At 65.5% G+C, this 24,923-nt stretch carries 25 protein-coding genes; 15 read left to right on the top strand and 10 right to left on the bottom strand.

Annotated elements, in window-relative coordinates; genetic code table 11:
• Positions 1-102: 102 nt before the first annotated feature.
• From hemC to DYI37_RS14425, 6 genes are all read left to right on the top strand, one after another.
• Positions 103-1,053, top strand: a complete 951-nt coding sequence (gene hemC / locus DYI37_RS14450) for a hydroxymethylbilane synthase (RefSeq protein WP_116683941.1) — start codon at positions 103-105, stop codon at positions 1,051-1,053.
• Positions 1,054-1,063: 10 nt separating this feature from the next.
• Entirely contained in the window at positions 1,064-1,765 is a 702-nt protein-coding gene (locus DYI37_RS14445; protein ID WP_158555184.1) for a uroporphyrinogen-III synthase, read from the top strand.
• A 256-nt stretch (positions 1,766-2,021) separates the two neighbouring features.
• Positions 2,022-3,689: a COG4223 family protein gene (locus DYI37_RS14440; RefSeq protein ID WP_210209334.1), complete on the top strand. Its 1,668-nt coding sequence runs from the start codon at positions 2,022-2,024 to the stop codon at positions 3,687-3,689.
• Between the two features lie 18 nt (positions 3,690-3,707).
• The gene (locus DYI37_RS14435) at positions 3,708-5,267 is read left to right on the top strand and encodes a heme biosynthesis protein HemY (RefSeq protein WP_116683938.1); all 1,560 of its coding nucleotides are present in this window, start codon (positions 3,708-3,710) and stop codon (positions 5,265-5,267) included.
• Between the two features lie 406 nt (positions 5,268-5,673).
• On the top strand, positions 5,674-6,117 hold the full coding sequence (locus DYI37_RS14430) for a tellurite resistance TerB family protein (protein WP_245413928.1): 444 nt from the start codon (positions 5,674-5,676) through the stop codon (positions 6,115-6,117).
• A gap of 71 nt (positions 6,118-6,188) precedes the next feature.
• The gene (locus DYI37_RS14425; RefSeq protein WP_199520170.1) at positions 6,189-6,953 is read left to right on the top strand and encodes a glutamine amidotransferase; all 765 of its coding nucleotides are present in this window, start codon (positions 6,189-6,191) and stop codon (positions 6,951-6,953) included.
• Positions 6,954-7,001: 48 nt separating this feature from the next.
• On the opposite strand, the gene DYI37_RS14420 is transcribed toward DYI37_RS14425, so the two are convergent.
• Both DYI37_RS14420 and DYI37_RS14415 read right to left on the bottom strand, forming a co-directional pair.
• Entirely contained in the window at positions 7,002-8,282 is a 1,281-nt protein-coding gene (locus DYI37_RS14420; RefSeq protein ID WP_116683936.1) for an MFS transporter, read from the bottom strand.
• A gap of 145 nt (positions 8,283-8,427) precedes the next feature.
• The gene (locus tag DYI37_RS14415) at positions 8,428-9,516 is read right to left on the bottom strand and encodes an endonuclease/exonuclease/phosphatase family protein (protein WP_116683935.1); all 1,089 of its coding nucleotides are present in this window, start codon (positions 9,514-9,516) and stop codon (positions 8,428-8,430) included.
• 510 nt (positions 9,517-10,026) lie between these two features.
• Between DYI37_RS14415 and ffh the strand changes: the two genes are divergently transcribed.
• Both ffh and rpsP read left to right on the top strand, forming a co-directional pair.
• On the top strand, positions 10,027-11,595 hold the full coding sequence (gene ffh, locus DYI37_RS14410; protein WP_116683934.1) for a signal recognition particle protein: 1,569 nt from the start codon (positions 10,027-10,029) through the stop codon (positions 11,593-11,595).
• A gap of 88 nt (positions 11,596-11,683) precedes the next feature.
• Positions 11,684-12,103 carry a 30S ribosomal protein S16 gene (rpsP, locus tag DYI37_RS14405; protein WP_116683933.1) on the top strand — a complete coding sequence of 140 codons (420 nt, stop codon included), beginning with the start codon at positions 11,684-11,686 and terminating at the stop codon, positions 12,101-12,103.
• Positions 12,104-12,399: 296 nt separating this feature from the next.
• Here the strand turns inward: rpsP and DYI37_RS14400 are convergent, their stop codons facing one another.
• The 7 genes from DYI37_RS14400 to lptC form a co-directional block, all read right to left on the bottom strand.
• Positions 12,400-13,068: a glutathione S-transferase gene (locus DYI37_RS14400; protein ID WP_116683932.1), complete on the bottom strand. Its 669-nt coding sequence runs from the start codon at positions 13,066-13,068 to the stop codon at positions 12,400-12,402.
• Positions 13,065-13,529, bottom strand: coding sequence for a PTS IIA-like nitrogen regulatory protein PtsN (gene ptsN, locus DYI37_RS14395; protein WP_116683931.1), 465 nt, complete (start codon positions 13,527-13,529; stop codon positions 13,065-13,067). The genes DYI37_RS14400 and ptsN overlap by 4 nt, the downstream gene beginning before the upstream one ends.
• Positions 13,530-13,592: 63 nt before the next feature.
• Positions 13,593-14,165: a ribosome hibernation-promoting factor, HPF/YfiA family gene (gene hpf / locus DYI37_RS14390; RefSeq protein WP_116684005.1), complete on the bottom strand. Its 573-nt coding sequence runs from the start codon at positions 14,163-14,165 to the stop codon at positions 13,593-13,595.
• A 260-nt stretch (positions 14,166-14,425) separates the two neighbouring features.
• Positions 14,426-15,862 carry an RNA polymerase factor sigma-54 gene (gene rpoN, locus DYI37_RS14385; protein WP_116683930.1) on the bottom strand — a complete coding sequence of 479 codons (1,437 nt, stop codon included), beginning with the start codon at positions 15,860-15,862 and terminating at the stop codon, positions 14,426-14,428.
• Between the two features lie 190 nt (positions 15,863-16,052).
• The gene (gene lptB / locus DYI37_RS14380) at positions 16,053-16,868 is read right to left on the bottom strand and encodes an LPS export ABC transporter ATP-binding protein (RefSeq protein ID WP_245413927.1); all 816 of its coding nucleotides are present in this window, start codon (positions 16,866-16,868) and stop codon (positions 16,053-16,055) included.
• A 4-nt stretch (positions 16,869-16,872) separates the two neighbouring features.
• On the bottom strand, positions 16,873-17,484 hold the full coding sequence (locus DYI37_RS14375; protein ID WP_245413926.1) for an LptA/OstA family protein: 612 nt from the start codon (positions 17,482-17,484) through the stop codon (positions 16,873-16,875).
• Between the two features lie 2 nt (positions 17,485-17,486).
• Complete coding sequence (gene lptC, locus DYI37_RS14370) at positions 17,487-18,296, bottom strand: LPS export ABC transporter periplasmic protein LptC (protein WP_245413925.1); 810 nt, start codon at positions 18,294-18,296, stop codon at positions 17,487-17,489.
• Between the two features lie 251 nt (positions 18,297-18,547).
• Here lptC and sppA point away from each other — a divergent pair, with 251 nt between their 5' ends.
• The 3 genes from sppA to DYI37_RS14355 all read left to right on the top strand — a co-directional run bounded on the left by sppA (position 18,548) and on the right by DYI37_RS14355 (position 20,494).
• Positions 18,548-19,492, top strand: a complete 945-nt coding sequence (sppA, locus tag DYI37_RS14365; RefSeq protein WP_116683928.1) for a signal peptide peptidase SppA — start codon at positions 18,548-18,550, stop codon at positions 19,490-19,492.
• Positions 19,493-19,601: 109 nt separating this feature from the next.
• Positions 19,602-19,886, top strand: coding sequence for an integration host factor subunit beta (locus DYI37_RS14360; protein ID WP_199520169.1), 285 nt, complete (start codon positions 19,602-19,604; stop codon positions 19,884-19,886).
• Between the two features lie 188 nt (positions 19,887-20,074).
• Entirely contained in the window at positions 20,075-20,494 is a 420-nt protein-coding gene (locus DYI37_RS14355) for a LapA family protein (protein WP_116683927.1), read from the top strand.
• A gap of 133 nt (positions 20,495-20,627) precedes the next feature.
• On the opposite strand, the gene DYI37_RS14350 is transcribed toward DYI37_RS14355, so the two are convergent.
• Positions 20,628-21,107: an SRPBCC family protein gene (locus DYI37_RS14350; RefSeq protein WP_116683926.1), complete on the bottom strand. Its 480-nt coding sequence runs from the start codon at positions 21,105-21,107 to the stop codon at positions 20,628-20,630.
• Positions 21,108-21,303: 196 nt separating this feature from the next.
• Here DYI37_RS14350 and DYI37_RS14345 point away from each other — a divergent pair, with 196 nt between their 5' ends.
• From DYI37_RS14345 to acuI, 4 genes are read left to right on the top strand one after another with little or no spacing between them, the layout of a single operon-like run.
• Complete coding sequence (locus tag DYI37_RS14345; protein ID WP_245413924.1) at positions 21,304-22,353, top strand: class I SAM-dependent methyltransferase; 1,050 nt, start codon at positions 21,304-21,306, stop codon at positions 22,351-22,353.
• Positions 22,350-23,204, top strand: coding sequence for a TrmH family RNA methyltransferase (locus DYI37_RS20315; protein WP_116683924.1), 855 nt, complete (start codon positions 22,350-22,352; stop codon positions 23,202-23,204). The genes DYI37_RS14345 and DYI37_RS20315 overlap by 4 nt, the downstream gene beginning before the upstream one ends.
• Complete coding sequence (gene lspA, locus DYI37_RS14335; RefSeq protein WP_245413923.1) at positions 23,201-23,710, top strand: signal peptidase II; 510 nt, start codon at positions 23,201-23,203, stop codon at positions 23,708-23,710. Before DYI37_RS20315 ends, lspA begins: the two co-directional genes overlap by 4 nt.
• A 60-nt stretch (positions 23,711-23,770) precedes the next feature.
• On the top strand, positions 23,771-24,760 hold the full coding sequence (gene acuI, locus DYI37_RS14330) for an acrylyl-CoA reductase (NADPH) (protein ID WP_116683922.1): 990 nt from the start codon (positions 23,771-23,773) through the stop codon (positions 24,758-24,760).
• Positions 24,761-24,923: the final 163 nt, after the last annotated feature.

The raw sequence follows: 24,923 nt of genomic DNA, 5'->3' as shown, positions 1-24,923 counted from the left end.
TGACACCTGCGTTGCCATCACCGGTGCGCGATGCGATTGAACCGGCAGTCCGGTACTCGTGCCGGAAGCCTGATGGACCGCTGGAGCAAAGGGAGGCGAGAGATGGCGCATTCGAACGGACCCATCCGGATCGGTACGCGGGGCAGCCCGCTGGCGCTCGCCCAGGCAAGCGAGGTGCGCGCCCGGCTGATCTCGGCCCATGGCCTGACGGAGGAGGATTTCGCGATCGAGGTGATCTCCACCTCGGGCGACCGCATTCTCGATCGTCCCCTGTCGGAAGTGGGTGGCAAGGGCCTGTTTACCAAGGAGATCGAGGCGGCCCTCCTCGAAGACCGGATCGATCTCGCGGTCCATTCCTCCAAGGACATGGCGACCGCAATTCCGGACGGCCTCGAAATCTCGGCCTTCCTCGAGCGCGAGGATGTGCGCGATGCCTTCATCGGCCGCGATGCGAGGACCATCGCCGATCTGCCCGAGGGGGCGACCGTGGGATCGGCCTCCCTGCGCCGGCAGGCGCTTCTGAAGCGGATCCGGCCGGACCTCAATACGATCATCTTCCGCGGCAATGTCCAGACGCGGCTGCGCAAGCTGAACGAGGGGCAGGCCGATGCGACGCTCCTCGCCATCGCCGGTCTCAACCGCATGGACATGGCCCATCACGCAACGGACATCCTGTCGCCGGACGATTTTCCGCCGGCTCCGGGGCAGGGGGCCATCTGCATCGAGAGCCGAACCGGCGACGGCCGCGTGCGCGATCTCGTCGGCGCGATCGCGCACGCGCAGACGACCTCGGCGCTCATTGCCGAACGGGCCTTCCTCGCAGTGCTCGACGGCTCGTGCCGCACCCCGATCGCGGCCCGCGCGGTTCTCGGCGAAGCTGGAACCATGCGCTTCCACGGCATGATCCTTCGCCCCGACGGCACCGAGGTCCACGAGATCCACGAAGAGGGCGACGCCGATGCGGCCCTTCAAATCGGCGAGCGCGGCGCGAGAGCGGTTCTCGCCAAGGCAGGGCCGCACTTCTTCGAGGGGTGGGGAGAACCGCAGCCGTGAGCATCGCCTGATGGCACGGGTTCTCGTCGTCCGCGAGCGCGGCGCCGCAGAAGAGACGGCGCGCGAGCTGACGGCTCTCGGGCACGATCCGGTTCTCCTCCCGCTGGAGGAGGTGGTACACCTCGAAATCCCCGCCGAGGAGGACGATTTCGACGGGTTCGTCGTCACGAGTGCACAGGCCGTTCCGGTCCTGGCAGACCTTTATCGCGGCGACGAGCGACCCTGCCTCGCGGTGGGCGAGGCGAGCGCGTCGGCATTGCGCGCGTCGGGTTTTGCGAATGTTCACGCCGGCCAGGGAAGGGCGGAGACGCTTCCTCGTCTGGCTTCCCGGATATTCGAGGGTTCAGCCGCCCGCCCGAGACTTCTCTATGCCGCCGGCCGCAATCGGTCCGGCTCACTGGAGGCGGCCTTTTCGGAAGAGGACGCGGACATCCTGGTTCGCGAAGCCTATGACGTCGTTCGGAAGTCGCCCGACGAGGGCGTGACCCGCCGGCTGGTCGACGGTCCACCGATCGATGCCGTGCTGCTTCTGTCGAGGGCGCAGGCATCCGCCTTCCTCAAGCTTCTTCTGCCGCGTCTTAGAATGGGCGGGCATGCCCCCCGGCTCCTGTGCCTCTCGGAGCGAATTGCCGGGATCTTCGGGGACGAGGCGCAGAAAGGCGTGGAAATTTCACCCGAGCCGACGCTTCGCTTGCTTTTCGAACGGCTTTGACCGCCTAAGTTGACGCTGACGACGTGTCGAAACTTGCGCATGAACTGCGAATGGGTGACGAATTGGTGACGTTCAGTGTTGTCAGGATTGTCCATGGCCGTCCGCTCTGGTGCGCAGGCGCCCGAGACATGATGGAGATGTCCCGATGACGAACCGTCCCAGGCGCTCGCGCCCGAACCGCTCGCGCAACAAGGCGACCGATGACCAATCGAAGGCGATCGACACGCCGAATCAATCGACGACGGAAGACCAGGATATGAGTGGAAGCACGGACCGCCCGAAGGCGACGGGCGATCGCACGCCGGACGCGGCCGAAACCTTTGCCAAGTCGGAAGGCATGGCAGGCTCCCTCGCCACCGGGGGCGATGCGACGGGCAGCGAGCCGGCCGTTGCAGGCACCACGGCTTCCGAGACGGCAAAGCCCAAGGACGCCCCAGAGCCGGGTGGCGAACCGTTGACGCCGCCCGCCGAGCAGCCGGCGAGCGGCGCGCCGAAGAGCCTCGATGATGCCGGGAAAGACAGCGCGGGCGCAGGTTCCGGCCCATCCGCTCCGCTGCCCGGCAATCCGGGTGGGACGACGGGCGTCACGCCGTCCTCCGCCGTGATCGCAGCAAGTGCCGCCGACAAGCCCGGCCAGAAGACCGTGTCCTCGCAGACGCCGTCCGCCAATGCTTCCTCGGTCGGCGCCAAGGACGATGGACAGAAACGGCCGGTTGCGACCGGTGGAGCGTCCGCGTCGGAGAAGTCCGGCCCGTCCAGGGCCTCGTCCGCGATCGCCTCCGGATCGGCGGCTTCTGCGGGGGCTGCCGCGTCGGGTTCTCGCTCGACCGGCACCGTCGGGTCTGGCAGCAGCGGCGGCGGTGGTTCCGTGCCGCCTTCGCGCGAGGCGCATGGCGGCTCGGGTTCGGGCAGTCCGTTCCTCGCCGGTCTCGTCGGTGCGGCGCTCGCTCTCGTCGCGACCGTCTTTCTCTATTCCTATGGCTATCTGGACCGGATCAGGGACAGCCTCTCGGGCCCTTCGGCCGGCGTTCAAGATGTCCAGCGCCTCTCGGAAGAGGTGGCGTCGCTGCGCAGCCAGGTGGATGAGAGCGGACAGGCGGCCTCGCCCGTCGACAACCTGTCGAGAGAGGAACTCGAACAGCTCGCGACCCGCATTTCCGCGCTCGAAACCGCGAATTCCGATGCCGCATCGAGTGATCAGAGCGGTGGTTTCGATCAGCGTTTCAGCGAATTGCAGGCTTCGGTGACAAGCGCTGACGAGGCTGCCAGACAGGCGGCGCAATCGAGCGAGACCGGTCGCCAGGAACTCCAGTCCAAGCTCGACGAGGCGATCGGTTCGATCAATCAGCGTCTCGATACGGTCGAGGCGAGCGAAGCGGCCTCCCGTCGTGCGCTGTCGGCCGCCGGCCTCAAGAGCGCGATCGACAGCGGGTCCTCCTTCGAGGGTGAACTCCAGACTTTCGCCAATGCCGGCGGATCGCAAGAGACCGTGAACGCCCTCCAGCCCTACGCCCAGACTGGTATCCCGACCGTCGCTCAGCTTTCCGATCGCTGGCCCGAGGTGGAGGGCCGTGTCTCGGCCGCGCTGACCGGTCCGGGGCAGGACGCTCCCGTCTCCGATCAGATCCTCGCCGGGTTCCGCTCGCTCGTCGAGACCCGCTCCACGGGGGAGGTTCCCGAGAACCCGACCGAGCCCGACGACGTTCTCGCCAAGCTCGACAACGCGATCCAGAGCGGCGATCTGCAGGACTTCGCGCAGACCTGGCAGTCGATGCCGCAGGATGCGCAGGAGGCGGGCAGCGACTACTTCGCCGACGTTCAGGCCCGGCTGCAGGCTCAGAGCGTTCTGTCGGACGCCATCTCCTCGACGCTGTCGGGCAATGGCGGCTCATCCGACGGCAATCAGCAGACCAATCAAGGATAACGGGAGCCACTGCCGAACATGTGGGGCATACTGACCTTTTCCATCCTGATCCTTGCGCTGTATCTCGGCTTCGGCTGGCTGGCAGATCATCCTGGATCCGCGACCTTCATCTGGTTCGGGCAAAGCCTCGAAATCCCGATGGTCCTGTTCCTGGCGGGTGCGGCCGCGCTGATCGTCGTCTCGATCCTTCTGGTCTGGATCGTCGTCAAGCTGTTCCAGGCTCCGTCCAGCGTTTCCTCCTGGAATTCCGGCCGGCGCCGCAGCAAGGGCCACAGCTACCTGTCGCGAGGGGTTCTGGCGGCCGGCGCGGGCAATGCGACGCTCGCGCGCCAGATGATCAAGAAGAGCAGGGGCCGCGTCGGAGAGGAGGATCGTGCGATCCTCGGTTTCCTCGACGCCCAGACGGCTTTGATCGAAGGCGATCACGAACGCGCCGTCTCGATCTTCCGCGACATGGAGAACGATCCGGATACCAAGGTTCTCGCCTTGCGGGGGCTCTATCTGGAGGCCAAGCGCGTCGATGACGAAACCGGCCAGGAATACTATGCCGAGCGCGCGCTCCGCATCGCGCCGAATCTGCCCTGGGCGGCCGAGGCGGTTCTGGAGCGCAAATCGGCGAGCGGTCAGTGGGACGATGCGATGCGCGTCCTCGAAGCCCAGCGTTCGATCGATCTCGTCGACGATGCGGGTGCCAAGCGCCTGCGCGCGATCATCCTGACTGGCAAGTCGCGCGACTGGCTCGAGAGCGATCCAAAGGGCGCGCGCGGCCTTGCGCGCAAGGCCCAGAAGATCGATCCCGGTTTCGTGCCGGCCGCCCTTGCGGCCGCTGCCGCCGCAGGCAAGCTGAACGATCCGCGCCGCGTCACGCGCTATATCGAGACGACCTGGGTGAACGCGCCGCATCCCGATCTCGCGGATGCCTATATCCACGCCGATCCGGGCGATACCGCCGGAGACCGGCTCAAGCGGGCCAAGAAGCTCAAGGCCCTCAATGGCGAGAGCGTCGAGGCCGATATGGCGATCGCCCGCGTCGCCCTTGAAACAGGCGACTATCCGCTTGCCCGAACCTCGGCTCTTTCGGCAGCGTCCAAGCGTCCGAGCGAGAGCGTCTATCTTCTTCTCGCCGATATCGAGGAAGAGGAGACCGGCGACGTGGGTCTCGTGCGCGAGTGGCTGGCACAGGCGATCGCGGCTCCGCGCGATCCCGTCTGGATGGCCGAGGGCGTGATCCTCGACGAGTGGCAGGCCGTGTCTCCGGTCAATCACAAGCTCGGGGCGGTCGAGTGGAAGGCACCTGTCGAGCACCGCGAGCAGAGCGCCCACCGCATCCTCGAGGATCGCGGCCGCCGCTACGGCAACGATGCCCGCGTGATCGGATCCCATTCCAGCAGCGCAGGAGAAGCCGGATCACGGTCGGTGAACGGAACGAAGGCGCCGGTTGCCGAGAGCGATCCGCACCGCGCCCGCTCAGTCGCATCCGCTCCGGGTGCCGAGCCGTCGAGTGACGGGACCTATCCGAGTGCCCTTCTGGCGATCAAGGCCCATTCCGACGAGGGGGATGTCCGGCAGCACCGCTAAGGCGAAAGCCTCGGGGAGAAGTCGGGCGCCTTGCGCCGCTTGCCGATCCTCCTGTCCTGAAATCGCGATCTCGAAAGGGCCGGTCTATCCGGCCCTTTCTTTTTGTGTCGCATGGCCTGCGCCAGCATCGATGCGTATAGTCCTTGACAGTTGGGGTGCGGGCTCGTGGCCGCTCGCCACGCGGTGACCGCCCCGACGCGGCACCGGTGGACAGCCGGCCGAACGGCAGGACGTTAGCGCCTGCCGAAGCGGACCGGTCGTTGCGGACCTGTGGCCTTCTCAGAGACTGGAGGACGGGCTTTGCTGGCGATTGCCGGCTTCGATGCCCATCTGGACCGGTGGGTGGACGGACGAACGGGGATCGCAGAGCATGCCAGCGTCGCTATTATCCGGTCTTCGAGACCTGATGCATCGGTTCGGAACCGAGTTCGGATCGACGGCGGACGGCGGCGAAGACGATCTGAACGTCGCGATCGCCGCGCTGCTCTACCATGTGGTGTCGGCCGACGGGGTCGTGACGCAGGCCGAGCGAGCCAGCCTTCTTCAGGTGCTTCAGGACGATTACGCAATGACCGGCGAGGAAGCGGACCGTGTGGCCCGCGCCGGCGAAAAAGCCAGCGACGAAGCCGTCGACCTCTATCATTTCACGTCCCTCATCAAGAACCGGCTGGACGAGACCGCCCGCATCGAGATCGTGCGGCATCTCTGGCAGGTCACCTATGCCGATGGCGAGGTGCACGAGCTGGAGGACAATGTGGTCTGGCGCGTTTCGGAGCTTCTGGGTGTCTCCGGGCGCGACCGCATGCTCCTCAAGAAGGAATTCGCAGACAGGATCGGAGCCGAGGGGTGAGCCAGGACATATCTCTTCTCAGACGTCTCGCAGCCAATTCGGACAGGCCGAAGGCTGGCGGACGATATCGCCTGGACGGCCGCGACAAGAAGCCGATCCTGGTGGTCCTCCATCAGGAGAGTTCCACTCCCGGCCGGGTGGGCCAGGTGCTGGAGCGCCATGGGCTGAGGCTCGACATCCGTCGCCCGGTGCTCGACCAGCCCCTTCCCGCAACGCTTGCGGAGCATTCGGGCGCGATCGTGTTCGGCGGTCCGGTCAGCGTCAACGACGGTTTCGACTATATCGACCGCGAGACCGATTGGCTGAGTGTCCCCTTGCGGGAGAACAAGCCGCTGCTCGGCATCTGCCTCGGCGCACAGATGCTTGCCCGCCATCTGGGCGCGAAGGTCGGCAATCATCACGAGGGTCTCGCCGAGATCGGCTATTATCCGCTACGGGCGACGGCCGCGGGTCGCAGACTGCTGCCGGACTGGCCGGACATGATCTACCAGTGGCACACGGACGGCTTCGCCCTTCCGGCGGGCGCTGAACTTCTTGCCGAGGGCGACTGGTATCCCAATCAGGCCTTCCGTTACAGCGAGAACGCCTTTGCGGTCCAGTTCCACGCCGAACTCACGATGGCCATGGTCTATCGCTGGACGACGCGTGGACACGAGCGGCTGACGCTGCCGGGCGCGCAGGAACGGGCACGGCACTTCCACGGCCGGCATATCTACGACGAGCCGGTGCGGCGCTGGCTCGACGCCTTCCTGACACGGATCTTCGGCGAGAGGGTCGAGGATCGGAGCGCTTCGGGCGAAGACCGCGAACCCCTCGTCGGTTCGAGCCGGGGCTGAGCGAGGGGCAAGCCGGCACCTTCCCGGGTCCGCACGGCCGTGTCGTCCTCATTCGCGCGCCGCGAGCCGCTTGGCCTTGCGCAGATCGGGGAACAGATAGGCCCAGAGCCCCGCGACGCCGACCGTCGCGCAGCCGCCGAGGACAACGGCCGGAACGGCGCCGATGATGCTCGCCATGGCGCCCGCGCGAAATTCGCCGAGTTCGTTCGATGCTCCGATGAAGACCATGTTGACGGCGTTGACCCGGCCGCGGACCTCGTCCGGTGTCCAGAGCTGCATCAGCGTCTCGCGGACATAGACCGAGATCATGTCGGAGGCTCCCATCAGCGCGAGTGCGACGATCGAGAGCCAGGGGGCGGTCGACAGTCCGAAGACCACGGTGAATGCGCCGAACGCGGCGACGAAGGCGAACATGATCGCGCCGGCATTGTTCTTGATCGGATGGGCGGCGAGCCAGAGGGCGACGAGGACCGCGCCGACCCCGGGCGCCGCGCGCAACAGGCCGAGACCCCACGGGCCCACGTCGAGGACGTCGCGGGCATAGACCGGCATCAGAGCGACGGCACCCCCGAGAAGAACGGCGAAGAGATCGAGCGAAATGGCGCCGAGCACCACCTTCTCGTGCCAGATGAAGCGGAAGCCGGCGACGATCGTCTGAAGGCTTGGCGGCTCGTTCTCGAACCGCTGGGCAGGCGCGCGGATCGAGAGAATGAGACCCGTCGCAACAAACAGCATGACCGCGCCGGTTCCGTAGGCCCCGAGCGGCGACAGTCCGTAGAGAAGTCCGCCGGCGACGGGACCCGTGATCGAGGCGATCTGCCAGGAGGACGAGTTCCAGGCGATCGCATTGGCCAGTTCGTCGCGGGTCACGAGGTTCACGACGAGGGATTGGGAGGCGGGGCCGAAGAAGGCGCGGGCAATGCCGATGACGACGAGAACCGCGAAGATGGGTGCGGGCGAGCCCACTCCCTCCCAGGTGAGGATCATCAGGCCGACCACGCTGAACGCCTCGATGAAGGTCGTCGTGCCCATGATCCAGCGTCGTGAATAGCGGTCCGCGACGGCGCCGGTGACGAGAACGAGGAGGAGGGCCGGCAGGAACTGGCAGAGGCCGATCAGGCCGAGATCCCATGGATCGCGCGTCAGATCGTAGACCTGCCAGCCGACCGAAACGACGACGATCTGGATTGCGAAGGCCGCGAGGAACCGGGCCAGCCAGTAGCGCAGGAAGCGATCGTTGCGGAATGCGGCGAAGCGGTCGTCGTCCGGCGTGACGGTATCGCCGGCGCCGGGCTTTGCGCCGAGATCGTCGGTTGGCTGGTCGGTCATGGGCAGCTTTCGGCTTTCACCTCACCCGAACGTCGAGGGAGGTCGGCCGGCATGGGGGCCGAGAGCCTTCGCTTACTCCCAATCCGCGCCGTCGACAACGTAATCGGGGCAGGACAGGGCCGACGGATGCCCGTTACGGACCGCTCTATTTCTCCCAGTCGCTGCCGATCGCCGGACGGTCGAGCTCTCTCGCCTGATCCTCGATGTCGCGCGCTTCCTCCCTGTCTTCCCCATTGGGCTTTTCCGGCTCGTCCGCCGGCCGGATATCGGAGGTCAGGGCGAGCTTGAAATAGATCGGAAAATGATCGGAGCCGATATGTTCGCACCGTTCGATCTTGACCAGCGAGAAGTGGTCGTCGTGGAACAGATGATCGAGCGGCCAGCGCAGGAGCAGGTAGCGGGCATCGAAGGTGTTGTAGAAACCGCGCCCCACGCGCGGATCGCGCAGGCCCGACAGGCGCTGGAAGAGGCGTGTCGTATGGGACCATGCTACATCGTTGAGGTCGCCGAAGACGATCGAGGCGATGCCGTCTTCCATCGCAAGCTTTGCGACCTGAAGAAGTTCGGCATCGCGCCCTGACGAATCGGCATTCGGCACCGGTGGCTCGGGGTGGACGCAATAGATGCGGATCGTCTCGCCGTTTCTGAGATGCACATCGCTGACGATGCATGGCACCTTGTCCATGGTCAGGAACTTCACGTCGACGTTGTCGAGCGGCAGACGGGAATAGAGGATCATTCCGTAGGAGTTGTCGAAGGGCCGCGAGACGACGTGGGGATAGTCCTCCTTCAAGGGCGTCAACCCGTCCGCCCATCCCTCGTCGGTCTCCATGAAGAGGGCGATGTCGGCGTCGGCCCGGCGTGTCATGGCAAGGCAGGTCGCATAGTCCCGGTTCGACATCTTCACGTTGCAGGAGAGGACCGACACCACGTTGTCGCCTTCGGGATCGCCCTGGTAGACATGGCTCTGCTGCGATCGGATCGGCGTGAACTGACCGATCGCATAGGAATGGACGCCGATGACGGCGACGAGTGCGGTGATCAGGACCGCGAGCCAGACCGGGTCGGTCACCACCATGGGCGTGACGAGAAGGCAGACGAGGGCGATCACCACCATCTGGAGACGGGGAAATTCGCAGATGCGGACGAGGCCGTGGGAAATGCGGGTGAACGGAATGGCTGCCGCGAGAACGAGCAGGGTGGCGAAGGTGCCGAGCACGCTGATGGCGATCAATTTGGTCTCGCTTCCATAATCGTCGAGAGTGATACGGGCCCCTTGCCGACACGGGAGCTAGAACAGCGATCTCCCACGTAAACGCAAAGGCGTCCGAAGTGCACACCCGGCTAGCGCCTTTGTCGCGCATCGGGTGATCCGATGCACGACCTCCTTTCGGTTCGATGCTTCGAGGCGTCCGGTCGCTGCAGAGCCGCCCGTGTCGGATCCTGCGTCGCCGGGACCGCCGCAAGACACGGGGCCGCGAATTTGACATGAGGCGCCTTTCATGGTTTGACCCGCGCTGATCTCACGCGTTCATCGTCGTCTTCAGATCCGCCGACCGGGCCCCTCTCTTCGAAGAGCCGCCCGGAGGTCACCATCCGCCAGCGAGTTTCGCCCGCGGATGGCGCTTTGCTATGGCGTATCGCCCTCGGGTGGTCCGCTTCGGCCGGTTCTGTTTGCGAGACGGCGGTGGGCGCGCCACCTTGTCGGAAGGCAAGCTTCTGACGACAGGGAAAAGGGAAAGCCATGTTCGATAGTCTTCAGGACCGCCTCGGGTCCATTCTGAACGGCCTGACCGGTCGCGGCTCGCTCTCCGAAAAGGATGTGAGCGCCGCCCTGCGCGAGGTCCGCCGTGCCCTGCTCGAAGCCGATGTGGCGCTTGAGGTCGTGCGCGAATTCACCGAGCGCGTGCGCGAGAAGGCCGTCGGCGCCGAAGTTCTGAAGTCGATCAAGCCGGGCCAGATGGTCGTCAAGATCGTCCATGACGAGCTGATCGCGACACTCGGTGAGACCCAGGTCGGGATCGACCTCAATGCACCGGCCCCCGTCACCATCATGATGGTCGGCCTCCAGGGCTCGGGCAAGACCACGACGTCGGGCAAGATCGCCAAGCGGCTGAAGGAGAAGCAGCGCAAGAAGGTGCTGATGGCCTCGCTCGACACGCGCCGTCCGGCTGCGCAGGAGCAGCTGAAGGTTCTCGGCGAGCAGACCGAAGTCGACACCCTGCCGATCATTCCGGGCCAGGGGCCCGTCGAGATCGCGGTCCGGGCCGAGCAGGCGGCCCGCTTCGGCGGCTACGACGTGGTGATCCTCGATACGGCCGGCCGCACGCATATCGACGAGCCTCTGATGGTCGAGATGGCCAACATCAAGGCCCGGACCAAGCCGCACGAGATCCTGCTCGTGGCCGACTCGCTGACCGGTCAGGACGCGGTCAATCTCGCCCGGTCCTTCGACGAGCGCGTGGGCGTCACGGGTATCGTGCTGACCCGCGTCGACGGCGACGGACGCGGCGGCGCGGCCCTCTCCATGCGGGCGGTCACCGGCAAGCCGATCAAGCTGATCGGCGTCGGCGAGAAGATGGACGCGCTGGAGGATTTCCATCCCTCGCGCATCGCCGACCGGATCCTCGGCATGGGAGACATCGTCTCCCTCGTCGAGAAGGCTGCCGAGAACATCGACGCGGAAAAAGCCGCGGCGATGGCCAAGAAGATGCAGTCCGGCAAGTTCGATCTCAACGATCTCGCCGACCAGATCCGCCAGATGCAGACCATGGGTGGCATGGGCGGCATGATGGGCCTGATGCCCGGCATGGGCAAGATGAAGGACCAGATGGCCGCCGCCGGTCTCGACGACAAGATGCTGAAGCGTCAGCTCGCCATCATCGGGTCGATGACGCCCGCCGAGCGCTCGCAGCCCGACATTCTGAAGCACAGCCGCAAGAAGCGGATCGCGGCCGGTTCGGGCACCAATTCCGCCGAGATCAACAAGCTCCTGAAGATGCACCGCCAGATGGCCGACATGATGAAGACCATGGGCAAGAAGGGCAAAGGCGGGATGATGAAGCAGATGATGGGCGGCCTTGCCGGCAAGATGGGACTGGGCGGCATGCCCGGTGGAATGGGCGGCATGCCCGACCTGTCCAAGATGGACCCCAAGCAACTCGAGCAGATGGCGAAGGCCATGCAGCAGGGCGGTGGCGCCGGCATGCCCTCGATGCCGCCGGGTCTCGGCGGACCGGGCGGCCTTCCGGGGCTTCCAGGGTCTGGCGGTGGCATTCCCGGCCTTCCCGGATTGCCGGGGAAGAAGAGATAGCCGGTCCAAGGCCGGTTCGAACACGCAGTCAATCAAAAGAATGGTGGATGCCGCTTTCAGGCGATCCACCCATCAGAAGGAAGAACCAATGCCCCTGAAAATGCGTCTGGCCCGTGCGGGCTCCAAGAAGCGCCCCTACTACCACATCGTCGTCGCCGATGCCCGCTCACCGCGCGATGGCCGTTTCGTCGAGCAGCTCGGCGCCTGGAACCCGATGCTCCCCAAGGATGGCGAGCGCGTGAAGCTCAACGAGGAGCGCATCAAGCACTGGCTCTCGGAAGGTGCCCAGCCGACCGATCGCGTGCTCCGTTTCCTCGACCAGGCCGGTATCGCCAACCGTCCCGAGCGCAAGAACCCCAAGAAGGCGCTGCCGGGCAAGAAGGCGCAGGAGCGCGAGGCCGAGCGCAAGCAGCGTGAGGAAGACGCTCGCGAAGCCGCCGAGAAGGCCGCTGCCGACGCTGAAGCCGCCAAGAACGCTCCGGCCGCCGAAGAGGCGAGCGCCGAGTAACGGCCTGCCGCAAGGCTTCCTATCGAGCCGAAGGCCGGGTCCCCGGTCTTCGTCGCGTTCGATATTGCCAACACATAGTCACCCCGTGCGATGCTGGATGCGTCGCGCGGGGTTTTTGTTTGGGAAGAAACGGGTCGCCCGCGACGCATTGCGACGAAGCCGACCTGTCACGTCTCGGACCTGGGCGCAGGTGCTGAGCCCGGATCGATGTCCGAGACTCGCGCGCGCGGGAACACACAGCGCGCCTTTCGGCACGTCGTGCGATATGTGTGGATGGGAGGTGGCCGGCGCTTCCGTCAGGCGTAGGCGTAGGGCCCGCCGCGCTTCAGCGCCCTGCGATAGGCATCGCGCTCGTGGATCGTGGTGAGGAAGGCGCGCAGCTTGGGACGCGCGTCGTAGCCGAAGCGCTTGCCGGCCGCTTCCACCGGGAAGCTCATCATGATGTCGGCGACCGAGAAGTTCGGGCCGGCGAACCAGCCGCCCGTGCCGATCGCATGCTCCCAGTGGTCGAGATGCTTGGCGATCTCCGGCGCGACATAGCTCTCCTCAACCTTTTCCATCGCCGCCGACAGGACGGGCTTGACGAAGAAGGGCGCGCGATCGGGGATCATGCCGAGGACGAGCATCAGGAAGAGCGGCGGCATCGCCGAGCCTTCGGCATAGTGCAGGAAGTGACGCGCCTGCCAGTAGTCCGGCGTGCCCTCGGGCGGCAGCATTCCGTGATCGGGCTTGAGCGACAGGATGTATTCGATGATCGCGCCCGTCTCCGCGATCGTCCGGCCGTCATGGGTGAGGACGGGCGACTTTCCGAGCGGATGGATCTCCCGCAGCCTTTCGGGCGCGGTCATGTCGGGATCGCGCTGATAATGCTCGATGCGGTAGTCGAGCTCCAGCTCCTCGAGCAGCCAGAGGACGCGCTGGGACCGCGAATCGTTGAGATGGTGGACGGTGAGCGTTCCGCTCATGCGGCGTTCTGCGTGGTCGAGTGAGCCATGGCCGCGAAGATCGCGCCGGCATCCTGCACGCCGCGAATGGTCGATACGGTTTCGGGGTCGCGCAGGAGACGCGCGACCCTCGAAAGTGCCTTCAGATGATCGGCACCGGAATGCTCCGGTGCCAGAAGCAGAAACACCAGGTCGACCGGCTCCTCGTCGAGGGCGTCGAAATCGACGGGTTTCTGCAGACGCGCGAACACGCCGGTAATGCGCGGGAGGTCGACGAGCTTGCCGTGGGGGATGGCGATGCCGTGCCCGACACCCGTCGAGCCCAGCTTCTCGCGGTTGAGGATCGTCTCCAGGATCTCCCTCTCGGAGCGCCCGATCAGTTCGGCAGCCTTGGCAGACATTTCCTGCAGGACCTGACGCTTCGACGTGGCCTTCAGAACCGGCATGATCGCTGCCGGCTCGATGAGCGTTTCGAAATCCATGAAAAACACGACCTCTCGTGAGATTTGCGCTGTCGAGACTCGTCGACGGACCTTACGCGGCCCTCACGCTTCGCTCGCATAGGCGGACGGGTCGACCCAGCCGACATTTCCGTCGGCGCGCCTGAACACGATGTTGATGTCGCCGGACTTGGCATTGCGGAAGAGAACCATGGGGCCGTCCTGCCGGTCGAGTTCCATGACGGCGCCCGCCACGGAATGGGTCCCGATATTGAGGGTCGTCTCGGCGACGATGACCGGAGCGTAGTCCTCGGGAACCTCTTCGGTCTCTTCCGGGATCGCTTCCATGATCTGGTAGGCGAGGGTCTTGTGATTGCCGTTGGCGTGATGATCCTTGAGGCGGCGCTTGTAGCGGCGCAGCCGCTTCTCGATCTTCTCGCCGGCTTCGGCGAAGCTCGCCTCTGGATCGTGGGCCTCGCCCTGGGCCTGGAACACGACGCCGGTATCGAGATGGATCACGCAGTCGCAGGAGAAGCGGTTGCCCGCCTTGGTGACGACGGCCGAGGCTGAGAAATTGCCGTCGAAGTATTTGTCGACCGCTTCGCCGAGACGTTCCTCGATTCGAGTGCGGAACGCTTCACCGACTTCCATGTGCTTGCCGGAAACACGTATAGTCATCACCGTTGTCCTCTTCGCATCCTTTGCCACGTCCTGCCCGCCGCGCGAACGCACCGACAGCAGGGCGAAAGGCCAGTCTAGACGCATTTTCCGACATCCGCATCCCACGATGACGGCATCTGCCGGAACGGGCGCCTTCTATGGACCGGCCCTCGCAATGTCAACGCGCAAGCCGTGCGGGTGGATGCAGCGCGGCTCGCCGAAAAGTAACCTCCGTTACCGGTCGCAAAACGGCCGCGTCGCCGCTTGCGTGCGGTGCCCTATGACGCAAGGCGCCGCGCGTTCAGTTCGCGTCGGCGCTGGATGGAGGAGGGGATCGCGAGCGCCTCGCGATATTTCGCGACGGTTCGGCGCGCGAGGTCGACGCCCTCGCTCTTCAGGACCGCCGCGATGTCGTCGTCGGAGAGCACTTTGCCGGCGACCTCCGCTCCGATCAGGCACCGGATCCGGTGCTTGACGCTCTCGGCCGAATGGGCATCCCCGCCATCGGCCGCCGCGATGGCGCGCGTGAAGAAGAAGCGCATCTCGAAGACGCCGCGCGGCGTTGCGACGAATTTCATGTGCGTGACACGGCTCACCGTCGACTCGTGCATGCCGATCGCCTCGGCGACCGCCGCAAGGGTCATCGGCTTCATGCCCGTCACGCCTTCGGACAGAAAACCCGCCTGGCGCCTGACGATCTCCTCGGCGACCTTCAGAATGGTCTGCGCCCGGCTTTCCAGGGCGCGCTCCAGCCAGCTCGCCGATTGCAGACATTCGCTGAGAAAGGCGCGGTCCGGCTCGCTCTTCGCCGTCTGGCGCACCCGCTTCATATAGGTGCGGTCCGTCAGCACGCGGGGCAGGGTTTCCGGATTGAGTTCGACGATCCAGCCGCCGGCCCCGTCCTCGCGGATCAGGACGTCCGGCTCGATGCTCTCGGCACCGCCACCGACAAAGGCATGGCCGGGCTTGGGATCGAGGGCGCGGATTTCCGCCAGGATCTCCAGAAGGCCTTCCTGATCCTCACCTGTCAGGCGCTGAAGCGCCGCGAAATCGCGATTGGCGAGAAGATGCAGATTGTCGATCACCGCACCGATCACCGGATCGTAGCGGTTCTGCCGCGTCAGCTGGATGGCGAGGCAATCCTTCAGATCGAGGGCGAAGAGGCCGGGCGGCACCGCATGCGCCTGGAGCTTTCGCAGAACCGTCTCGCAGAGATCTGGCTCGAACCCATTCTCAGCGGCGATTTCCGCCGGGCTCGATCGGCAATAGCCGCTCTCGTCGAGGGCGTCGGCGAAGGCTTCCGCGATCGCCCGTGTCCTCGCCCCGCCCGCGATGTCGCGCGCCTCGCCGAGCGCGTGGGAGAGGAGAGAGACCCTGTCGTCGGCGAGATTTTCGAGGCCGTGATCGGAAGCGGCCGACGACCCGGTGCCGCTCGATCCGCGATGGCGCGCCTGGGTCGCGGGGGGAAGGGACGCGCCGACACTTCCGGACATCGCGCCGATCCCCGCCCCGATCGCCATCTCGGGCGAGGGAACGGAGGTCGTGAGAGCCTGTCCGGGAGCGATGGTCAGAAGGGGATTGCGCTCGATCTCCGCGTCGAGAAACGCCTTCAACTCGCCGTGGCCGTATTGCAGCAGCCGGATCGACTGCAGCAATTGCGGCGTCATCACCATGGACTGGCTCTGCCGGAACTGAAGTTTCGCAGCTAAGGCCATGGTGAACGCTGAACCCAGACTCTCCGATTGAAGATGCTCATCGATGCGAGGCGAAGCCGGCATCGACCGGGGAGGCGACCTCCGCCGTCGACCCGGCCCGGCCGGCATGTTCGAAGACGAACCGATGCCTTGACATCAAGCGCGACCGCGCCACGGGAGTCAACAGATTCAAGGCCGGCCGCAGGCTTCTTCAGAAGCTGAACTGATCGCCAAGGTAAAGACGGCGCACGTCCGGATCGTCGACGATTTCCTGCGGGCTGCCATGGGTCAGGACCCGTCCGGCATGCATGATATAGGCGCGGTCGATGAGGCCGAGCGTCTCGCGCACATTGTGGTCGGTGATGAGAACGCCGATCCCGCGCTGGGTGAGGTGGCGCACCAGAGCCTGGATGTCGGCGACTGCGATCGGATCGACGCCCGCGAAGGGCTCGTCGAGCAGCATGAAGGTCGGCTTTGAGGCGAGTGCGCGGGCGATCTCGCAGCGGCGCCGCTCTCCGCCCGAAAGCGAAGTCGAGGGCTGCTTGCGCAGATGGTCGATGTGAAACTCCTCCAGAAGGGAGGTCAGTTCCGCTTCGCGCCGGGTCTTGTCGCGCTCGGACACTTCGAGCACCGCACGCACATTGTCCTCCACGGACAGGCCACGGAAGATCGAGGCCTCCTGGGGCAGATAGCCGATCCCGAGGCGCGAGCGCCGATACATCGGCACCTTCGTCACGTCCTGTCCGTCGAGCGTGATGGTTCCGTCGTCGACGGGCACGAGACCCGTGATCATGTAGAAGCAGGTCGTCTTGCCGGCGCCGTTCGGCCCGAGGAGCCCCACGGCTTCGCCGCGCCGGACCGAGAGGCCGACGCCGTCGACGACCCGGCGACCGCGATAGGTCTTGGTCAGACCCTCGGCCGTCAGGACACCCTGGCTGCGCTGCGTGGTGCCGTCCGGAAAGGCGCGATCCGGCAGCTGGCCACCGGACCCCTCGTGCCGGTCAGCCGGCGTCATTCTGTCGAGCATCGTGTCAGTTGTTGCCTGGCGTCAGCATCATCCGAACCCGGCCGCTGCCGCCGCCGGCTCCGGAGGAAGCGCCGTCGCAGTTGGCGGATTCGAGCTTGGCCTGGCCCGTATCCATGCGGATCGTCAGGCGGCATCCCTCGGCGACGTTGTCGCCCTGGCTCAGCACCACGTCTCCGCTCATCACCACCAGATTGCTGGCCATGTCGAAGGTCGCCCGTTCGGCCGTCGCGACCTGATCCTGCGACTTCACATAGACCTTGTCGGACGCCTCGAGGCGCTCGATCGAGCTCGATCCGCCCGGAAGGCCGCCGCCGCCGGTGGAGGCGTTGGTCGTTCCGCCGCGCGCCGAGTTGCCCTTGTAGTGGACGATGAGCTTGCCGGTTCTGAGTTCCGTCGGTCCCTGAGCCACCGTGACATTGCCGGTGAAGGTCGCGATCGCCGCCTTGTCGTCCACGTCGAGCGTGCTCGACTCGATCGAGATCGGCTGGTTGCCGTCGACCTGAAGCCCGTTGAAGCTGCTGCCGAAGCTTCCCTCCTGCGCGTAAGCGGCCGGAATGGATGCGCCGATGGCTCCGACGAGGAGCGCGGCCGTGACGATCGCAGAGGAGGGTCGCATGATCATTGGTCTCCGGGAGAAAAGGGCTCGGCGTCGGCCAGGCGTGGATCGTTCATGATAGCGGCGGCCTCCTTGAGACCGTCGTCGGCCGGGTCCTCGACGCCGTTGGCGGCCCGGTCGGGCTTCAGAACGATCGAGACGCCGCCGGACAACCGGATCTTGTCGCCGCTATCGCTCAGTCGCAGAGCATTAGCACGGATTTCTTGACGAGAGGTTTGGATGAAGAGCGGCTCGTCGCTGGTCAGAACGCCCTCGTCGAGATCGATCGCCGCCGAGCGCATGGCGATCTCCATGCCGTCGGTCGTCTGGACGTCGAGCTTGCCGGTGAGATTGAGCTTCTGGCCCTCGGGATCGTAGTGCCCCGCGCTCGCCCGGATGACGGCGCTGGCATCGTCGCTGATCGAGACCTTGGCGTTGATGCCCTCCAGATCGACGGCGCCGCCCGTGATCGCCTGCATCGCCTTCTGGGCGACGAGCTGGAACGGGCGGTCATTGGCGTCGACGCCCGACATGCGCGGATCGTCCATCACCACGCGCCCGTCCTGGATGCTGGCATTGGAGAGGCGGACCCCGTCGGGGATCGCACGGGCGACCACCGTGATCGCGATACCGGCGGCGACGATGAGGCAGCCGACGACGGGCAGCACGATCTTCAGGGTCTTCACGCGGCGACCGGACCGCCGGGCGCTCGCGAACTCGCGCGCCTGACGTGCGTCTTCGGTCGTCGAATGCCCCGCATGATCGGCTGCGGAGCCCAATCGGCCTGCCTGCTCGACCGGATCGTGTCCGCTGTTTCCGACGTGATCCGTCAAATCGGATGTTCCCTTGCTTGGCTTCGGCCCGCATGCCGCTTAAACACGCTTCGTAACGCCCGCTCTTCGTGGAACTTTACGTGAATTGTGAGGCAGCACGCAGGGTAGATGTTTCGCCGCATCTTGGCGAGTCTATCCTTCATGTGTGAACGATCCTGCTCTAAATCGAGGGTCCGGCCGGCCGCAAGCTTCGAACGGCCGGCTCACACCCTCGGCCCCCCATCGACCCAGACCGTCTGAGGAGACAGACCGTGGCCCGTGCCGACGATCTCATCGACCGCCGCTCCCTGAGGCGAAAGGTCTCGTTTTGGCGCGTGGTGGCGGCGCTCGCCGTCGTCGCGGCCGTCGCAGTCGCGAGCCTTCTCACATTCGACGGCGAAACGGGCGGCGAAGAGATCGCGCGCGTCTCGATCGAAGGCATGATCACCGAGGATCACAAGCTCCTCGATCTTCTCGACAGGCTGAAGGAGGACGAAGCCGTCCGCGCGGTCGTCCTGCGCATCGATTCGCCGGGCGGGACGACGGTGGGCGGCGAAGCGCTCTACGAGGCGGTCCGCTCGCTCGCCGAGACCAAACCCGTCGCGACCGAGGTCGGCACGCTGGCCGCCTCGGCCGGCTACATGGTGGCGGCGGCCAGCGATCACATCGTCGCGCGGCGGACCTCGATCGTCGGCTCGATCGGCGTCCTGTTCCAGTATGTGAACGCCTCGAAGCTCCTAGACACGGTGGGGGTGGAGGTGGATTCGGTGAAGTCCTCGCCGATCAAGGCCGAACCCTCGCCCTTCGGTCCGCCGCCGCCCGAGGCGCTGCAGATGATCGACTCCCTCATCATGGACACCTATGACTGGTTCCGCGACATCGTCCGCGAGCGCCGGCAGATGACGGCGGCCGAGATCGCCGCCGTCGACAATGCCGCGATCTTTTCCGGCCGGCAGGCGATCGACCTGAAGCTCGTCGACGCCATCGGCGGCGAAGAGGCCGTGCGGCAGTGGCTCGAAGAGGAACGGGAGATCCCGGCCGGGCTCGAGATCGTCGATCGCAAGCCGGACAGCGAGGACGGATTGCCTTTCGCGCTCCTTGAGGCGGGCAGCCGTTCGCTGGCCGAGGCTCTTGGTTTCGACGCAGGAATTCTTCCGTGGTCCGTCAAGGCCATGCAGCTTGACGGGCTGGTCTCGCTTTGGCACCCTTCACGATAATGTGTGCATCGTCCGTCCGGCGAACGATCCGTCCGTTCCAGTCTTCGACCGGTCGGTGCCGGTCATCGACGGAGGCGATCTGCGCCGGTCGAAGCGGAAGGGCGAGGACGTGATCAAGTCGGAACTGGTTCAGGTGATCGCGGAACGCAATCCGCATCTTTATCACCGCGACGTGGAGACGGTGGTCAACGCGATCTTCGACGAGATCACCGAGGCGCTGTGCGAGTCGAACCGGGTCGAATTGCGCGGGTTCGGAGCCTTCTCCATCAAGAACCGTCCGCCGCGCACCGGCCGCAACCCGCGGACCGGCGAGGCGGTGGAGGTGCCGGAGAAGTGGGTGCCCTTCTTCAAGCCCGGCAAGGAACTGCGCGAACGGCTGAACGAGGACAGCTGAGGACTTGGCGGGTTCCGAGGCGAGAAGCGCCGACCGAGACGCCCGGCTTTCCGCATGGGCTCTTCCAATCCAACGAATCGATTGACTTGGTGAGACGACGCGGCATCTTCACGATTGAACCGTGAAGCGCCGGTGACGCTTCGAGTGGCTATGGGCCGCAGATATACAGAGGGACGAAAGAGACCGTCATGATTTCCCGCATTCTGTCCGTTCTCCTTCTTCTCGTCATCGCCGTTCCGCTCGTCACCTTCCTCGTCATCAATCGGAACCCCGTCTCCCTGAGCCTCGATCCGTTCGGGACGATGCCGCAATTCGTGTTCGACCTTCCGCTTTCGCTTATCATCATCGCCTCCGCGCTCGTCGGCGTCGTGGTGGGATGCGTCTTCACCTGGATTTCCGAGGGTACCAACCGCCGCGAGGCCTGGCGCCGGAAGTTCGAGATGGAGAAGATGGAGCGCGAGAAGGCCGAACTGGAGGATGCTCTCCAGCGCCTGCGACAGGAGCGGGCCGAGCGTGCGAACGCCGAGCGCGGCCTTGCCGAGAGCCGGGCCATCGCGCCCGCACCGGGCGGTTCCCCGAAGATGATCGGCTCCGAACGAGCCGCCTGAGGCAGCGAAGGTTCGACTAGGACGTATCCTCGAACGGCAGACGACGGCCGGGTCGAAACCCGCAAGGCCGTCATCCGAGCTTAAAGTGTAAAGCAGATACCGGACCGATGCGGACCCGGCCGGGTCCGGCACGTCAGACCGTGACGGTCTCGCCTTCGACGGTGGCGTCCTCGCCGGCGATCTTCCGGGCGAAGCAGTCGAAGAACTCGGCCGCCAGCTTCTTCGAGGTCGATTCGATCAGCCGCCCGCCGAGCTGCGCCATCTTGCCCCCGACCTGAGCATCGACATTGTAGGTCAGGATCGTCTCGTCGGGGCCGGCTTCCTCCAGGTGAACGTCCGCGCGGCCCTTGGCAAAGCCCGCGATGCCGCCCTTGCCTTCGCCGACGATCGAATAGCTCTTCGGTGCGTCGATGTTCTGGAGGCTGACCTCGCCGTTGAAGGTGACCTTCATCGGGCCGATCTTCACCTTCACCTTGGCGTTCATCGTGTCGTCGTCGTTCTTCTCCAGGCTTTCGCACCCCGGAATGCAGTCCTGAAGGGTCTGTGGGTCGTTGAGTTGCTCCCACACGGTCTCTCGGCTTGCGGGCAGCCGGTATTCGCCCTTGAGTTCCATAGGTCACCTCCCGATGGTTGTGCCGCGACGTACGGATTGTCGCAGCTGGCCTCAGTTTCTCTTCTATGACGGCTTTGCCAAGGGCGAATCCAGCGTTTATGCAGCCCCTTGAACCAAAGGACGATGATCGACTTCAAGAAACGGCGGTGAGCGCGTGGCGCGTGGACGCGGACAGAAACGGGACGAGCGGGCCCCTGTGAAGGAGAAGCCGGCCAAGCGTCGGCGGGACGCTTCGCCAGATGGGGCGGCGTTCCGCGCGAAGGCGGAGCCGCGCGGGGGCGACAAGGCCGACGCACCGGTCGCCGAGCGCGAGCGCATCGCCGTCGAGGCTGCGACCGGTGAGCGCCCGACGCTGCGCGCGCCGGTCATCCTGACCGTCGAGCCGACCGAGGATTATGCGCTTCTCGACTCCGGCGAAGGCGAAAAGCTCGAGCGTTACGGCCCCCTGACGATCCGGCGCCCCGAAAATCAGGCGATCTGGCCGCGCCGCAGCGCATCTTCCACCTGGGAACGGGCGGACGCGATCTTCACCGGCGACGTGGACGAGGAGGGCGCCGGACGCTGGCGCTTCTCGGGCGAAGCGCTGGGCGAGACCTGGCCGCTCGCCTATGACGGGATCGCCTTTCACGGGCGGTTTACGAGCTTTCGCCATACCGGCGTCTTCCCCGAGCAGGCGGCCCATTGGCGCTTCGTCGAAGAGGCGATCGCTTCGGCCGGCCGGCCGGTCCGGCTTCTCAACCTCTTCGGCTATACGGGGCTCGCCTCTCTGGTCGCCGCCCGCGCCGGTGCAGAGGTGACCCATGTGGACGCCTCCAAGAAGGCGATCGGCTGGGCGCGCGAGAACCAGGCGCTGGCGGATATGGAGAAGGCACCGATCCGATGGATCTGCGAGGATGCCGTGCGCTACTGCGAACGCGAGATCAAACGCGGAAACAGCTATGACGCGATCCTGCTCGATCCTCCGAAATTCGGCCGCGGGCCGAAGGGCGAGATCTGGCAGATCATGGAGGACCTTCCCTATCTCCTGGCCCTTACGCGGATGCTCCTGTCAAAATCGCCGCTCCTGACGATCCTCACCGCCTATTCGATCCGCTCCTCGTTCTATTCCATCGCCGAACTCATGCGCGAGGAGTTCCGGGGTCTTGGCGGGGGAATCGAGGCGGGCGAACTCGTCATCGCCGAAGAGGGCGCCGATTCCCGTCTTCTCTCAACCTCACTTTTCGCACGCTGGACCGCCCATCCATGACCCAACGCACCGATCCCTCCAAGCGGGCGCTGTCGGCGCCCGGCCGGGTGAAGGAGGTGACGAGCACCGCCAACCCGATCGTCAAGGACATCCGGGCGCTCGCCCAGAAGAAGCACCGCGACGAGACCGGCCTGTTTCTGGCCGAAGGCCTGAAACTCGTCATCGATGCGCTCGATGCCGGCTGGGAGATCGAGACCCTCGTGGTCGCCCGGGCCGCGCTGGAGACGCCGCTTCTCGAAAAGACCGCCTCCCGCACGGTCGCGCTCGGGGCCGATCTGATCGAGGCCAATGCCAAGGTTCTCGAGGCGATCACCCGGCGCGACAATCCCCAGAACGCGATCGGCGTCTTCAAGAAGCGTCTGGCTCCGATCGCGAGCCTCGCGCCGAAGGCGAACGAGGTTCTCGTCGCCCTCGACCGGGTGCGCGACCCGGGCAATCTCGGAACGGTGCTGCGGACGGCGGACGCGGTCGGCGCGAAGGGCGTCGTGCTCGTCGGCGATACGGTCGACCCGTTCTCCCTGGAGGCCGTCCGCGCGACCATGGGCTCGATCTTCGCGGTGCCCGTGGCGCGAGCCAGCGAGAGCGCCTTCATCGAATGGTGCGCCAGCATGGACGCTCCGCTCGTCGGCACGCACATGGCGGGAAGCATGGATTATCGCGAGCCCGATTACGGCGCCAAGGGAACCGTTCTCCTGATGGGCAACGAGCAGGCGGGGCTTTCGGACACTCTCGCCTCGGCCTGCGACATCCTGGTGCGCATCCCACAGGCCGGGCGTGCCGACAGTTTGAACCTCGCGGTCGCCACCGGCGTGATGCTGTTCGAGGCAAGACGGGGAGTTCTGAAGCTGTGAGCTCGACACGCAAGCTGCTCCTGACAAATGGCGCGGTGGTCGTCGCCGCCGTCGTGCTCGACCAGTTGATCAAATATGTCGTGGTCTCGACGATGGCTCTCGGCGAGGCGATCCCGATTTTTCCGTTCCTCGCGCTGCTTCATGCGCGCAATACCGGCATCGCCTTCTCGATGTTCGCCGATGTGGGACCGCTCGGTCTCGCGATTCTGGCGAGCGTCGTTCTCGTCGCGGTCATGATTTTGTGGGTGAAGACGCCGCCGGAGCGAAAGCTCACCCATTTCGCGCTCGCCATCGTCACGGGCGGCGCCATCGGCAATCTCATCGATCGCCTGAGTCTCGGCTATGTGGTCGATTACGTCTACTTCCACACGCCCGCCTTCAGCTTCGCCATCTTCAATCTCGCCGACAGCTTCATCAGCGTCGGAGCGTTCCTGATCATTCTCGACGAACTGATCCTCGATCCGCTGCGCCAGCGCCGAACCCGTCGCCGACGCTCCATCGATTGACTTCGGCGGCTCTCGCCCTTCCTGCCATGCGAGAGGAACAGGCGCATGGGAGATAGAACGATGGCCGACACATTCCGGGCCGTGCTGATCAGCCGGGACGAGGACAAGAATCAGACGGTCGAGATGACCGAACTGTCGCCCTCCGACCTCATGGACGGGGACGTGGACGTGCGCGTCGAGGCCTCCACGATCAACTACAAGGACGGTCTTGCGATCACCGGCAAATCGCCGATCGTGCGCCGTTGGCCGATGATCCCCGGAATCGATCTCGCCGGCGAGGTGATCGAGTCGAAGAACCCGCAATGGAAGGCCGGCGACAAGGTCGTGCTGAACGGCTGGGGCCTGTCCGAGACCCATTATGGCGGCTATGCCGAGCGGGCGCGCGTCAAGGGCGAGTGGCTCGTGCGCCGTCCCGACGGGTTCTCGGCCAAGGATGCGATGGCGATCGGAACGGCGGGCTATACCGCGATGCTTTCGGTTCTCGCGCTCGAAAAGGCCGGCGCAAAGCCCGAGCATGGTCCCGTCATCGTCTCGGGAGCCACCGGCGGCGTCGGCTCCGTCGCCGTCTCGCTGCTCTCCAAGCTCGGCTGGGACGTGATCGCCGTGACGGGCCGGTCCTCGGAGCACGACTATCTGAAGGACCTCGGGGCCTCCGAGATCATGGATCGGTCGGAACTCTCCGAAAAGGGCAAGCCGCTCGAAAAGGAGCGCTGGGCCGCCGGCGTCGACTGCGTCGGCTCCCACACGCTCGTCAACATGCTCGCCGGCACCAAGCGCCACGGCTCGATCGCCGCCTGCGGCCTGGCTCAGGGCTTCGATCTTCCGGCAACCGTCATGCCGTTCATCCTTCGCGGCGTCTCCCTGCACGGGATCGATTCGGTGATGGCTCCTAAGGAACTGCGCGAAGAGGCCTGGGGGCGGCTTTCTGAAGATCTGGCGCCCGAGAAGCTTCGCGCCATCGCGTCGGAAGTTACCTTCGACGAGGTGATCGAGACGGCGAAATCCCTGATCGACGGCAAGGTGAGGGGGCGGGTCGTTGTCAACCTGTGACGCGTCGCCTCCGGCATCGGCCCGAGATACGGAACCGGCTTTCGGATCTCCGGATCTGGAAGCCGGCTCGACCGCCAGCCGGACTTCCCACCTTGCGCCGAATGCCGCCTTTTCATCGGTTTTTCTTGCCGTTCGGCCGTCTGGATTCGGAACGCACGTTAAG

This window comes from Fulvimarina endophytica (genome assembly GCF_003403015.1).
Taxonomy (GTDB): domain Bacteria; phylum Pseudomonadota; class Alphaproteobacteria; order Rhizobiales; family Rhizobiaceae; genus Fulvimarina; species Fulvimarina endophytica.
This window is presented reverse-complemented; position numbering and strand designations above follow the sequence as displayed.